Below are 14,008 nucleotides of genomic sequence, written 5' to 3'. Positions count from 1 at the left end.
CGTCAATATTATTGATAGTTGTTAGGAAAAAGCACCCGGATCGAGCCTGGCCCGGCCGAAGCAGGAAGAAGGGCGGAGACGCCGCTCCGCCCGGTTTCGCTCTTCTGATCCCGTAGGGTAACCGATCAGCTGGCCTCGTCGTCGGCCAGCGCAGCCGCTTGGGGAGCGGCCTTGGTGATCGGCACCACCTCGATCTTCTTGTAGATCTCCTCCGGTCGGACCGGCGAGCCGTTCTTCATCAGCAGATCATCCTTGATGGATATGCCGAAGAGAGCCTCGTTCTCCCTGAGGTATGGCAGGAGGAGAGCCCAATCGCTGTCAGTCATCTTCCCGATGCGGCCGCCGTTGAGCTGGTCCTCCCCCACCTTGTTCATGGGGTCGCGGACGTAGATAGCTCCGCCGGACGCCAGGGAGAACAGGTTCCCACCGGGGTACGGCTCCGGCAGGTCGTATGCTCGGCCCTCGGCGGTGAAGCCCAGGGCGTTGAGCACGACGAAACCTCCGCCGTTGAGCGGATCGCCGGCCATGATAGATTCCGCGAGGTAGTCCAGGCAGGTGCCGTTGATGACCACCCGGGGCTTGCCCACGGCGTTGATCAGCGGCCGGCCCGCGGCGTTGCCGCGGATGAAGACGTTGCCGCCCTTGGCCCCGTACATGAAGGTCTGCCCGACATCCCCGTGCACCACCAGCTTTCCCGAGGCCATGATCTGGCCGAGCTGGTCCTGGGCGTTGCCGTGAACGGTGATCACCGCTCCGTCCAGTCCCGAGGACAGGTAGTCGCCGGAGCTGCCGTAGACGTCGATCTCGATGCCGGTCGACCTGGGGCCGAGCCCGCACCCGAAGAACCGCTGCCCGTGCGCGCCGACGACTATGAACTTCTTCCACCCGGCCTCGGCGGCCCGGCAGATGAGACGGGACACGCCCTCGTCACCCTCCATGGGGAAGCCCTCGCAGTCGATGGCCAGAGCCCACTGCCCCTTCCTCGGCGAGGGGACGGAGCGGTAGTTCTTACGGTCGGCCAGGGTCAGGCTGGAGACGTCTGCGGATTCCATGCGCGGCGATGCCCGGACCATGTTGGCGATGGCCCGGTTTAGCTGGGTAAGGAGGCGGCTCCGGCGGATGGTCCCGGTCGGGTACCGGCGGTCCAGCGCCAGCGATAGGAGCGCCAGGCGCTTCTCGCATTCAGCCGCGCCTTTTACCGGAACGGACAGCGCAGCCATGGCCTCCATGAGCTCGCTGTGGGATCCGCGGGCGACCGCTTCCGTCCAGGCCTTGAACCCGGCCTGGAGATCGCCGGCCAGCATGAGGTCGGCGAGCGGAGAGCTCGTCACTTTGGGCAGGGGACCAGCCATGATGGCATCCTTGGCCAGGTCGAACTCCTTGCCCTGGACGGTGACCTTGGCCCCGAACTTGTTGGTGCAGGTCAGCGCCCTTCCCTTTGCTCCCTCGTCCTTGCCCAGGGTGAAGATGAAGCCCCCGCCGTCGGTGTGGCTCCCTCCCCTGGCATTCCAGTACATGTCCGCCTGCAGGGGCAGGGTGGGATACACCTGGGACAGCGACCCCAGCACGGCGTCGATGGCCTGCTTCTCCGAGGCGATCAGACCGACCTGCAGCTCCCCCTCGACCAGGGCGAACACCTGAGGCCGAAGCATGGAGGTGTCGGTGATGCCGATCAGCTGCAGCTGGTCGTTGTAGTGGTCGTTGCGGCTGATGATGAAGAACCAGGGGCCGTCCGGGGACCGGTGGAGGTGCGTGGACTGGATCGCCCGGTAGATGCGCTGCTTCTCCGGCGGCAGCTGGTAGAAGTCCCTCTCCGTGGTCGGCGCCAGCGCCTCCAGTATGTACTCCAGCGGGTACTCGTACACCCGGCTGAGGAGGTCAAAGAGCAGTGCCGACACCTCGGTATCGGTGAAGAACAGGGGCTTGATCCCCTTCTGGCCCAGGTACTCGGCCACCGAGTAGTAGTTGGCGAAGTCGCCGTTGTGCACCAAGGCCATATCCAGGCCCATGAACGGATGCGCGCCGCCGGGATGCCACACCCGGCCCTTGGTGGGGAACCTCTGGTGCCCGATCCACACGTTGGCCTTGAAGTCCTCCATCTTGTAATAGGAGATCACGTCCTCGGCGTAGCCGACGATCTTCATGATCAGCATGTTCCGTCCCTCGGACATGACGAAAGCGGCCATGGCCGAGTTGCCGTAGTACTTGAGGTTGATCTGGAAGTTGGTCTGGTAGACGTACTCGTCCTCCGACTTCTCCGCTCCCAGGTCGACCAGGTTGTTCTCGGCGATGAACTTCTGCAGCCTGTCCTTCTTGGCCCGGCAGAAGTACCGGACGACGTTCGGAGGGCGCACCTCCAGGCGCGCCAGCAGGTCAGGGTCAGAGCTGACCGCTACCTGGTGGCTCGAGGCGACATCGTAGCGGTCGTGGATGTACTTCTCCACCTCGCCGCGGACCTCGTCCTTGAGGTAGGCGACCTGCACCAGGTAGCACTCCTCCAGGGTCTTCCTGTCCACTCCCAGCTGCTCCGGGACCAGGCCAACGGCGGAGATGCCGCCGCCCTTGCCGTTGCCACGGTTGTGCATCTGGTGAAGCGACAGCATGATGTGCCGGCCATCGACCGGCTTGGACGCCGCCAGACCGACGACGCCGCACCCACCCTCCGCCTCCTGCGGATGGATCTTCAGTTCTCTCTGGTCTACCTTCTTTCTTGAAGCGATCATCGCGTCCGCGCTGTTCATAGCGTCATCCTCCCGGGGACTCCGTCGTAGCGGAGCAGATCCGTGCGACCTCTCAGCTCTCTGATGTCGGTCATCTCCAGCCGGTGCAGCAGCTCCTTCCACTGCATCTGCCAGGAGCGGTAGAGGTTGGAAAGCCGCCTCGCCTGGGTCGGTATCTCGTTCAGCAGCTCGAGCTCCTTGTCGGTGGTGGCGATACCGCGGGGGCAGCCCCGGCCGCTCTCGCAGTTACCGCACCTCACGCAGCCCATGGCCACCATCTCGGCCGTCCCGATGACCACGCCGTCCGCGCCCAATGCGATCGCTTTGGCGATGTCCATGGCCGTCCTCATTCCTCCGCTGGCGATGAGGGTCAGATCCTCCCTGACTCCCTCGTTCTCGAGGAAGCGGTGCACCTTGGGAATGGCGTACTCGATCGGCTGGGCGATGTTCTTCTTGGCGATCTCCGGCGCCGCGCCGGTGCCTCCGTACCCGCCGTCCAGATGGATGATGTTCGCTCCCGCGTAGTAGGAACCGACAGCGACCATCTCCACGTCGTTAGGGGTGGACACCTTGACCGACAGCAGCGCTCTGGGATTTACCGAGTGGATCCAGTCGAGGTGCTTCTGGTGGTCCTCGACCGAGTACACGCTGTGGAAGGGGAACGGCGAGAACAGCGAGGTGTACGGCACCGCCTCCCTCATCTTCGCTACCTCCGGAGTATTCTTCTCGTACAGCAGGTGCCCGCCTAGTCCGGGCTTGGCCCCCTGGGCGTACTTGAACTCAACGATGGGAGCGCGCTGGATGGTCTCCTCCCGAACACCGAACAGCCCGGTGGCAATCTGCGTGATAACGTGATCCTTGTACGGCACGAGGACGTCGGGATAGCCGCCCTCCCCGGTGCAGGTGAAGGTGTTCCACTCCGTCGCGGTCATGGCCCGGGCGGACATCGTCCGCTTGCTGATGGAGCCGAAGGACATCCCTCCGCCATATACGGGCAGGTTGATCCTGACCCTCGGACCTTTCTTCCTGTGGTTGAGGTCGATGGCGGTGGAGATCTCCTCCGGTTCGAAGTTGCCCCGCATCGGGGGCAGGGGGAACTTGATGCGGTCGAACCCGCCGCCGCAGTTGCCCGTCTGGGTGTAGTGGTCCAGAGGGATGGGCTGGCCGGTCTCGGCCTGCGACCAGGTCGCCAGGATCATGTCCGGCGTCCACCGGGGGTCGCCCATGCTGTTGAATATCGGATTAGGCGCGATGGTCAGCGCCTGGGTCGGACAGTTCTTCACGCAGTAGTAATCGTTAGCGGCGCAGGTTGGTCCTATGCAGCGCGCTTCCGCCGGGTGAAGCATCCTCACGTGGCCTTCGATCCTCCGGTGCACCCCGGTGGGGCACAGGGCGGCGCACAGGCCGCAGGCGATGCAGTTGTCCGTCCTCGTCACCGTGTACCGGTTCATCCGCTGCAGTATGCGGGAGGGGACCTGGACGAAGTCCTCGCACTCCGCCCCGCCCAACGGCGGGATAGCTTCGTTCTTTATTCCGTTGACCGCGTCCACCATCTCAAGCACCTCCCTGGATGTTGGCGAAGGCGTCCCTTTCGGCATCCTCGTAGAAGATCGCCCTGCCTATCTCGCCGCGCAGCCTCCTCGCTTCGCGGACGCCCATCGCGCCCATTACCTCGAGCAACTGATCTCTCCACGCCCCGATCATGTTGATCGTCCGCCAGTAGGCGAACTCCCGGTCGATCTTGTCGTCGGTCATGGGGCAGACCGGACAGCTGGCGTTGGCGTGGCAGCCCAGGGCGACCTTGAGCGCCCGTTCGAGGACGACGGCGTCGGCCCCGCAGATGATGCTCTTGGGCACGTGCTCGGCCGCCGCCAGGCCCCCAGCAGCCAGAATGCTGACCGCCTCGCGCAGGGACTTCTGGGCCAGCGCCTTGTTGATCGCGAGCAGGGAATCCCGGGCCAAGCGGTCCGTTCCCTGCTCCTTACCTTGTTCATCGTACAGCAAATGCAGCACGTCCACTCCACCCGAGACGAGGTCGACCGCCAGCTCCTCGATGCCCTTGGAGACAGGGACCCGAACGGCGATGACCGCGCCGGGGAACCTCGACCTAAGGGCCGCGAGGTCCTCCTTCCAGCGAGGCGACATCTCGAACTCCACGATCTTTGGAGCGGCGACCGTCGGCGCCGCTGTCTTGCCGGAGGAGAACACCGGGGCCAGGCACCCCTCGGCCTCGCCCAGTCCCGCCGGAAGCTTGGCCTCGGCAGGGATGAATAGGAATGTACCCAGCGTGCTGGCCGCCTTTATCAGGCCTTCCAGGGCCTTCGTCCCGAGGTCGGTGAGGCGGCTAACATCCATGAGGATGGGCAGGGGCACCTGGACGATGGGGGGCATCGCCGTCAGCAGCTGGCCGGAGGGGCCGAACTCCAGGTGGTCGACCCTGGCTCCCAGGTCCACGGTGGTCGAGATGTACTCCCGACCATGGATGCCGTCCCTCGTCGGCCGAACGATCTCAGACATGTCCGTCCACATTGAGTCGTAGCCAGGTCCCACGAACATGCCGCGGTACCCGGCCCCGAACACCGGCAGCTTCCCGGTCTGAGACTCGTTCCACATGGTCGTCACCCGGGTCGGCGTCCAGATGCCTTCGCCCAGGTTCGAGTAAACCGGCGAGATGCGGACCTCCAAGGCCCGCTGGGGACAGTTCTCCACGCACTTCAGGCAGTTCTTGCACAGGTGGCTGTGCGGTTCCCACATGACCCGGGGATCGACCGGCGACCGCTCGTGCACCTTGTACACGCAGGCCAGGGTGCACCGCCCACAGTTCATGCAGGCGGCACTGCGGGTCACCAGCATCTTGCCCACGGGGTTCGGCCCCAGGGGCAGCTCCTTCTTGTCGATGTGATAGTGATGGTACATCTCACAGCCTCCCTTCCACGTTCTTGCCGGGCGCTCCCAGCACCAGCCCGCGGTCCACTAGAGCGTCGTAGAAGGCGGAGTGCTCGGCGACCTCGATGAACCGCTTGATCTGCTCATCGTCCCGGCCGTGCTGCTGGGCGAGCTTCCTCTCCATGATCTCGTATAGGGGAACCAGGGCCAGCTTGGACTGGCAGACCTGCTCGCAGGCCTTGCACCGCATGCACAGGAAGGTGAGATGCGCGTGCTCCTCGCTTATCGGCTTGCCGGTGGACATCTGCCGGGCGGTGAGCAGCTTGCCCCTCGCGGTCACCCGCTCGTCCCTGGTGAGCGTGTATGCCGGGCACACCCCGACGCAGGCGCCGCACATGGCGCACTGGTCCGCGGCGTCCAGAAGCTCATCCTTCTCCTCCCTGACCATCAGGTCGCCGGAGGCTATGACGTTGATGCCCGTTGCGGACACCTTGCCCAGCTTGTTTACCAATCTTAATGCCGATCCCAGCACGGCGGGGCTGAAGAACGCTGCCGGCAGGCCGCCGAACTTCCCGCCGAGGTGGGGGTACTTGCCGCGGTTCATGATGTTCTGGGGATCCAGCTGCTTCTTGGCCTCGGCCAGCGCCTTGGCCTCCTCGGGATCGGCCTGATCCGCGAAGGAGTGGTTCCACACCCCGAACGAGTACGGCTTGGCGCCCTCATCGTACAGGGCCTTGGAGATAAGGAGGCCGCGGAACGAGTCCATGGTGTACTTCAGCTGGCGCGTCTGATTGGTGATGTAATAGCACAGCAGCATGCCGTCCCCATCGTCCAGGAAGTGCACCTCCAGCATGGGCTCGATGCCGTGCCGAGCGCATACCTCCAGCGCCTTCTCCACGATCTTCGCCAGGTTGGCCCGGGGAGCGAGGACCTCGGCGCCCATGAGGCCGGGGCCCAGCCGCCGGGACTTCATGGGGAAGAAGCGCTCGTTGGCCATCAGGTGCGCGAGGTACAGCGGGGCGACCTTGGCCCCCGCCGGAACGGGCACGACGTTGGCCGGGTCGTTCTTACCCTCGTAGGTGACGAGGATGCCGTGAGCCACGGGATAGTCGTCGCGGTGCATCACTTGGTTGAACGCCTTGAACTTGATGGGGCTGTAATAAGTAAGGTCCATCGGCTTGTGCTTGGTGGTGGCCAGAGCGTTGGCGTAGCTTATGGCCGACGGAAGGTCGTCGAAGAACACCAGCTGAGGATAGGTCGCCGACGGTCTCGGCCGTACCTTCAGGGTGATGGCGGTGACGACCGCCAGCTGCCCCTCGCTGCCGAAGACCGGAGCGAACATCCCGTCGCCAGGAGCTACAGTCTTCATCTCTCCGGACGCGGTGACGATGTCCAGTGCCAGCACCGAGTTGATCAGTCTGCCGGACGATACACTGCCGATGCCGATGCCGCCGGCCACGACCCAGCCTCCCACGGTGGAGAAGCGGCTGGACGGCAACGAGCGCACGCTCAGGCCTTTCTTCTCAAGGTACCACTCCAGGTCCGCCCACCGGATGCCCGCCTGCACCTTCACGGTGGCGGCCGCCGGATCGAGGGTCAGCACCTGGTCCATGGCGTTCATGTCCACGACGATACCGCCGGTCACGGGCATCGATCCGCCGAAGGGCGAGGAACCCGCACCCCTGACGATCACCGGCACCCGCTTTTCCGTGGCGAACCTCATGACGCCCTGGATCGCCTCCACCGAGAACGGCTGGACGACGACATCGGGCATCGAGCGGAACATGGCCGACTTCATCATGTCCGGCACGTCCGCCTGGTCTCTCGAATACAGCGCTTTCGCGCCGCTCGCCGACAAAACCCTTAGGTCTGGTATCTTCAACGCGGCGAGCTCGGAAGCGAGCTTGCCCTGGACTGGCTCATCGTGCTCCCGGAAGAGGTCCTCGGCATGCGGGTGGACCCTCCACGGATCTATTGTTTTCTCTTTCACAGGGTTTACTACCTGATCGGACGGAACGGCGTTCATGGGGACATTTCTCCTCATACTGGGGAACCACAGGTGCGATTCCCATTCGACTTCTTTTGAAAGTGAGTTGAAGAGGGGTCCCTGCCCGGCCTGCTCTTTCCTGGCCGGATGGCGTCAAACCTATCGGCTATTCCGCTCGCGGCAAACCCCCCGATATGCCAGCCCTTGCCAGGACCGGCCTTCCTAGCACGGCGTTCGGCCCCGCGGAAGGGGCTTGCTTTCTCCTTTGCCGATGCTAGGGGATGGGGGACGAAGACCGTGTTAACGCTTATATCTTTTGACCAAACGTCTAGTCGAGGTCCCTTTTTTGCCCATATTCACGAGATTTTCACATTGTTTGTGTATATTCCAGTCAATCATCTAATCAAATTCCGATTCTTAGATGAATTAGTTCGCTCTTACCGGTCAGCGACCGTTTAACGGTGGTTTATTGACGACTTAACGCCGTTCATATCGTATGACGATCGCATACGGAACGGCATACATGCAACGGGGGCGTGGACGTGCGGTCACAGGGCTCCGAGGCCCATAGGCCTCGTTCCCCGATCCGCGGCCGGGAACGCTCGGTGGGTTCACGGACCGTTCTTCGGCCTGATGTCGTTCCGACTCAACATTTGTACACTAATTCTGATTTTAATCACCATTTTCACAAAGCAATATAGCGCATAGCCGCCATATGGCGGTTGGGATTGACGACCGAACGCGGCAGCCAGTCATGTCACTGGGCGAAGCGTGGGGGTCGATGCACTCGCCGGTTGCCGTTCCTGCGTGAACCATGGCGCCCTGCCCGACGGGCGTCCGCAATCGGAGAGGCCGACGCGGCGCTGCCAAGCACTCAGGTGGCGAGGCGAACGAGGGGCCATCTTTCCTTGGCTCCTCACATTCATTGGAGGAACGTTCCATGCAGGAGGAGATCAACCAGCAGAAGCAGTGGGATAGCGCGTACGCCAACTCTCGGGAATTCTTCGGAAGGGAGCCGAGCGAGCTTGCGACCGTCGCCCTGTCCTGGATGAGAGAAAACCTTGTTCAAACCGTTCTGGAGCTGGGCTGCGGCCAGGGACGGGATACCTGGTACTTCGCCGAGAACGGCATCATGGTCACCGCGCTCGATTATTCGGAGGAGAGCATCTACCAGATGAAGAGAACGGCGAAGATGGAGTGCCAGGAAGGTGTCGTCTCGGCTATAGTCCACGATGCCCGCGAGCGTCTGCCGTTCGAGGACGAAACGTTCGACGCCGTGTACTCGCACATGTTCTTCACCATGGAGTTCACCGAGGACGATATCCAGAAGATGCTCGACGACTGCCTTCGCGTCCTGAAGCCGGGCGGCTTTCACATCTTCTCGGTGCGCAACGATCACGATCCTCACTACGGCAAGTTCGAGCCGCAGGGGGAGGACATGTGGAAGAACCCCCTGGGCTTCGTGGTCCGCTTCTTCTCCGAGGAGAAGCTCCGGCAGCTGGCCAACGGCTCCATTCTGTTGTGGATAAGGGAGTTCGTGGACGGCGCCCCGCCCTTCAGCCGGACGCTGTACGAGGTGGTGCTGCAGAAACCGGGGCTGCCGGTGCACTCCTGAAAATGCGGCGAGAGCGGAGGGTCATGACAGTAACTTCACCTCTATGCTCCCCCTGACTGATGTAGAGAGTTTACTGGCCCGTCACGCCGTGAGGTATTGGCGAACCTCATCAGAACTTGTTCCGATACGGGTTCGCCTCTATGTACCGCTTCAAACCCTGGAGCTGGCTGGGCACATCGATGTCGCTTTCGGTGACGACCTTGTTCCTGGCGATCCACCGTCTCGCCCGGCGATCGTACTCCAGGCCGGCTCCTCGAAGACTGCCTTTAAAAGCCCTGGTATCGCCGGAGACGATGGTGTCGTTGCCGCTCCGGGTGAAGGTCAACCTGCCGCGGGGCGACGGGTATCTTGACCTCTCCCGATCCAGGAGGCCATCCAACTTCGTTTTCAGGTTGGGGTCCGCAGGGTCCACCCTGCCGATCCTTGACTCGATCCAGCCATGCAGGCGCTGGTAGCCGGGGCCGAGCTTCGGGGCAGGAGCGCTGCTGCCTTGGTCATCGTCCCTTCCCAGCAATCCCTTGAATATGCCCATGGCAGCACCGGCGAGATGAAATAGAGGGCGGCGAACCACTCCCGTTCAGCCGCCCGGGTTAGTACTTGCGGACGAATGTCCCCATCATCTTCCCGAAGGAATCAAGCGGAGTGCAGGCCGGCATCTAATCCTGAAAATATATACTTGATCGTCCAGGCGAGCCTCGAGTCACAATCGGACCTCGGCGTCTACCAGCTTGAACTCGTCGCTGCCATGCACCCGGAGATGGTCCAAAGGGGTCAGTCCATGCTTCCTCAGGAAGCTCATATGCCCCCGGCTGACGAAGTTGGTGTTGCGAACCTCGGGGGAGCACTCCAGGAGGGTGACGAACCGGGCCGGGGGCTCGAGCTCTCGCATGTCCGGGCCGACGAGCGGCCCCATCCGCAGCGATACGCGGTCGTATCTCCTTAGCTGATTGGCCAGCGGGGAATGCACGAAATCGAGTATCTTCTGGTACCGGTTGCGCTGGACCGTCTTGAGGCAGATTGCCTGGTAGGAGTGGGGAAGCTCGAACAGGTAGATGTCGGTAAGCTCGTACTCGGCCTGAGCACGGCGCATTCTCCTAGCGACGGCGTCCAGGGGACCCTTGGGAAGAGACATCAGAACGGCGTGGCGGCCCTTCGTGCCCAGGACGGACGAGGTGATGAACGTGGTGAAGCCATAGACCTCAGCGCCAGCGTTCCTTCCATCGTTCATCTTCAGCGGGTTCTTGAGCACGAACCGGGGGATCTTACGATGCCCAGGCAAACACGCCACATCGTCGATCCAGTGGGCGACCGGGGAGCGCAGCTGCTCCTCGGGCAGTCGACAGCAGCAGTACCCGGTCTTGGAGTTGACGGTCCCCGGCAGCCTGATGATCCGCCGGGTGTCGATGGTCACCGCGGCATCGACCTTAATCCCCTCTCCGGCGATCTCTCCGACGAGGGCTTTCCTCTTTTCGATGATCGCTCTCTCCCTGGCCCGAAAGTCCGGTTCGGAGTGAGCTTCAAGATCCTCGAAGAGGAGGTGGAAACCCTTGCTCCCGCTGAACGCGGCGTACTTCAGCCGATGGTCGCGCCCCTGCATGAGGTCGAGGAGCCGGACGGCGTCCTTCCTTCCCCGCTCCAGGTTGAGAAGGCTCAGGGGCTGACGGTCCAGATCGAAGGCGATGTCGTTGCCCAGGACGATGTTGCCCGGCCCCCAGTAATCGGCGTCATTCTTAGGCCTCGGCGTCACCGCGGTCGGGTTGAGGTAGGTCGAGGTCGAGTAATAGACGTCCATCGGCTTCAGATCCAGAAGCCACCGCTGGAGATCGGCCGGCGAACGGATGACGTCCCTGATCTTGATGAAGCGTCCGCTGGGCAGCAGGAAGCGGAAGTGTCGCTTGTTGAGATCGGTTATCAACCCGAGATCAGGGGGGTGGCGGAGGTAGTACTCCTTCAGCTGGTCTGCGGTTATGCCCTGCCCCATCGGGACGGAGATGAGCTGGTGAGGATATCAATGAGCGTTCGCTTGGTCGCCCATCCATAAACACCAAGAAAGTGCTCGTTCGCCGATACATAGTGTGATAAGCCTATCGACGATTAATTCTGTTCGGGGAGAAAACATGGCCTCGATCATGAAGGGAAGTACGAAGGCGATGATGGACGAGGTGAAGGCGAACGACAAGAGCATGTCCTCGGCGATGCACGGATGGATCTACGCGAAGTATACCTGGCAATACCTGTGGTCAATGTACAACATCCGGTTGAAGTACGCGGGACAGGCCGGGAAGGAGAAGTGGGCCCAGCATTACCACTCGAAGGTGCTCACCTTCGATCAAGCGCGATCGATCATCGATCTCGACCACGACATCCCGCTGCGCGATCTGGAGAAGGTGGTGCCGTACGAAACGGCCAGAGAGTTCCTCGTCAAGGCTCCGGCGGAGGTCGTATTGTACGAATGCGCCTGCCGGCGGGCCACCGGGGGCAAGGAAAGGGGATGCCAGCCCTCCCAGGTGTGCATGGTCATCGGCAAGCCGTTCACCGACTTCATCTTGGAAGCGCATCCCGACCTCACCCGCCGGGTGACCAAGGAGGAGGCGCTGCAGCTGCTGAAGGAGGAGGACGAGAGGGGGCACATCCACACCGCCTGGTTCAAGGATGCCATGCTCGACCGGTTTTACTCGATCTGCAACTGCTGCAAGTGCCACTGCATCGGCATCAAGGCCATGAAGGAGTTCGGGGCCCAGATGATCGCTCCCTCCGGTTACTCGGCGAGCGTCGATGCCGAGCTGTGCAACTCCTGCGGCAAGTGCGCCGAGGTGTGCGCGTTCGACGCGATCGTAGCTGACAAGAAGACCGTGGTCTACGACGTGGCCAAATGCATGGGGTGCGGGGCGTGCGTGACCCTCTGCCCGACCAACGCGCGTAAGCTAGTAAGGGACGAGAGCAAGGGCATCCCCCTGGACGTGAGCACGATGGACCGGCAGGTCATGGAGCAGCCCAGGAAGGTCTAGTGCCTAAATGGATCTCGTCGAACCCTGCCGGGTCGTCTCAGTAGGGAGCCATCTCCACGATCTTCAGGTCCTCGCAGGAAGCCACGAACATCTGGGCCGAGTAGATCAGGTTCGGGCTGATCTCCATCCCGTCATCGACCGCCAGGAACATCTCGTACGGCAGGTCGACCTCCTGCCCGCAGATGATGATCAGCGGCCTGGCAACCATCCTATAACCGCAGAACGCGACGCACTCGCCATCCTGGACGATGCCGATGACCTTCAGACCCCTATCGAAGAAAGAGGCCACCTTGTCGTAGTTCTGATCGATCGCCCCGCACCACTCCGGATCATCGGGATAGATCGGCCGGTACTCGGCGAGCAATGCCGCCGCGTGCATGTAGGGGTGGTCGGCCTCCCTCACCGCTCTCAGATACTCATACAGGCTGGGGACCTCGATCTCCTGAACCGCTGCGTTCATCAATTGCCGTCCTCTCGGCAATAATCAGGAGAACCGCAGGTATATCAATATTATGAATGATATTAATTTGTCTGAATGATAAAGCTGGCCCTGCCCGATCCACTGTCCTGGACGAAGTGACTGGATTTTCTTTATTAATACGAAGAACGCGAATCGTTTTCATTGTATGAGGCACGAGGCCACGGTGAAGGATGAAAGGATCGTCGAGCTGGATCTCCTGCGGGCGATAGCGATCATAGCCATCGTCGTCTGCCACCTGCGGAACGTTCTCCCTCAGTACCTCACCAGCAGCGTCATCCCCTTGATGGAGATGATGATCGGGGACGCCGCCCTGGGCTTGTTCTTCTTCCTCTCCGGGTATGTCCTCATGCTGAGGCGGCAGTCATCGGAGGAGGGGGTCACCGCATACTTATGGAAAAGGGTGATGAGGATCTATCCCCTGTACTGGTTTGCCCTCGTCATCACGCTCATCGCCCAATCGGCTCTCTTTTCAAGCCACGACTCCTTCATCCAGGTGACGATCTCCAACCCGTCGCAGCTGCTCATCTGCATCACCGGCTTCGAAGCCCTGTTCAAGAACGTCTTCGTCAACGAGAACATCGGCATCTTCTGGTTCGTGGGAACGATTATGCTGTACTACCTGCTCTTCCCCTTCATCCTGCTGCTCGCCGACCGATTGGGGAGTTCGTCCACCTGGTCGCTGTTCCTTTCCGGCATAGCATTCTTCATCGCTCTGGCTACTGCTGCCTTCGGTACCAAGACCTTCGACCCCCGGATACTCAGCTTCTACTGGTTCTTCGTCGCCGGCATCATCGTGGGAAAAGGGGCTGACATCCTCGCCTTCAAGTCCCACAGACTCGCGGCGATCTTTCTATGCTCGATAGTCCTCATGGCGCTGGTATGGTACCGCCTAGATGCGCTGTTCGTCGTTGCTGGACAAACCGATGCTCAACTCTTAGGTGAGACGCGGATGTTCATCGCCACCCTCTCGCTGGGCGCGGCCGGCATCAGCCTTTCGATGCTGCTCATCAACGGCCTGAGAAAGGCCGGTATTGGGGCGCCTCCCATGCTTCTGAAATTGGGGCGGTGCTCCTATCCCATCTATCTCTTCCATTTGCTCGTGCTGGAGTCGGTGGCGATCATCGCCTTGGCTATCGATGCCAGGCTCGTACCATTGATGGTCGTGGTCATCGGCATCCCGCTGGCTCTGCTGCTCCCGCCCAATATCGAGGGAGCGATGCGCTATGTAATCGCGAGGGCCAGGGTGGAGGTGAGAGCACTAAGACCAACGACGAAATGAGATCATTCCTTACCGCAGAGGCAGGCCAGTAA

The 14,008-nt window shown here is 61.9% G+C and carries 10 protein-coding genes; 3 read left to right on the top strand and 7 right to left on the bottom strand.

What is annotated here, in order from left to right; translation table 11 throughout:
- Nucleotides 1–125: 125 nt before the first annotated feature.
- The 4 genes from SA339_04150 to SA339_04135 are packed head-to-tail and all read right to left on the bottom strand — an operon-like array spanning nt 126 to nt 7,650.
- Nucleotides 126–2,741, bottom strand: a complete 2,616-nt coding sequence (locus tag SA339_04150; GenBank protein MDW5562397.1) for a hypothetical protein — start codon at nt 2,739–2,741, stop codon at nt 126–128.
- Nucleotides 2,738–4,273 (bottom strand): glutamate synthase-related protein, encoded by a 1,536-nt coding sequence (locus SA339_04145; protein MDW5562396.1) that lies wholly within the window; start codon nt 4,271–4,273, stop codon nt 2,738–2,740. Before SA339_04145 ends, SA339_04150 begins: the two co-directional genes overlap by 4 nt.
- 1 nt (nt 4,274) lies before the next feature.
- A complete protein-coding gene (locus tag SA339_04140) occupies nt 4,275–5,636 on the bottom strand; it encodes a glutamate synthase-related protein (GenBank protein ID MDW5562395.1) in 1,362 nt (453 codons plus the stop codon).
- Between the two features lies 1 nt (nt 5,637).
- Nucleotides 5,638–7,650, bottom strand: coding sequence for an FAD-binding protein (locus tag SA339_04135; GenBank protein ID MDW5562394.1), 2,013 nt, complete (start codon nt 7,648–7,650; stop codon nt 5,638–5,640).
- Nucleotides 7,651–8,533: 883 nt separating this feature from the next.
- On the opposite strand from SA339_04135, the gene SA339_04130 reads away from it, so the two are divergent.
- Nucleotides 8,534–9,208 carry a class I SAM-dependent methyltransferase gene (locus SA339_04130; protein MDW5562393.1) on the top strand — a complete coding sequence of 225 codons (675 nt, stop codon included), beginning with the start codon at nt 8,534–8,536 and terminating at the stop codon, nt 9,206–9,208.
- 109 nt (nt 9,209–9,317) lie between these two features.
- On the opposite strand, the gene SA339_04125 is transcribed toward SA339_04130, so the two are convergent.
- Both SA339_04125 and SA339_04120 read right to left on the bottom strand, forming a co-directional pair.
- Nucleotides 9,318–9,740, bottom strand: coding sequence for a hypothetical protein (locus SA339_04125; protein ID MDW5562392.1), 423 nt, complete (start codon nt 9,738–9,740; stop codon nt 9,318–9,320).
- A gap of 168 nt (nt 9,741–9,908) precedes the next feature.
- A complete protein-coding gene (locus tag SA339_04120; GenBank protein ID MDW5562391.1) occupies nt 9,909–11,189 on the bottom strand; it encodes a hypothetical protein in 1,281 nt (426 codons plus the stop codon).
- Between the two features lie 136 nt (nt 11,190–11,325).
- Between SA339_04120 and SA339_04115 the strand changes: the two genes are divergently transcribed.
- Nucleotides 11,326–12,216, top strand: coding sequence for a 4Fe-4S binding protein (locus tag SA339_04115; protein ID MDW5562390.1), 891 nt, complete (start codon nt 11,326–11,328; stop codon nt 12,214–12,216).
- A 37-nt stretch (nt 12,217–12,253) separates the two neighbouring features.
- Here SA339_04115 and SA339_04110 read toward each other — a convergent pair whose 3' ends face one another.
- Complete coding sequence (locus SA339_04110; GenBank protein ID MDW5562389.1) at nt 12,254–12,676, bottom strand: hypothetical protein; 423 nt, start codon at nt 12,674–12,676, stop codon at nt 12,254–12,256.
- Nucleotides 12,677–12,842: 166 nt separating this feature from the next.
- Here SA339_04110 and SA339_04105 point away from each other — a divergent pair, with 166 nt between their 5' ends.
- A complete protein-coding gene (locus tag SA339_04105; protein MDW5562388.1) occupies nt 12,843–13,976 on the top strand; it encodes an acyltransferase in 1,134 nt (377 codons plus the stop codon).
- Nucleotides 13,977–14,008 lie beyond the last annotated feature (32 nt).

Source organism: Methanomassiliicoccus sp., from assembly GCA_033485155.1.
Classification (GTDB): domain Archaea; phylum Thermoplasmatota; class Thermoplasmata; order Methanomassiliicoccales; family Methanomassiliicoccaceae; genus UBA6.
The sequence above is the reverse complement of the archived record's forward strand: the minus strand, read 5'-3'. Positions and strand labels throughout refer to the sequence as shown.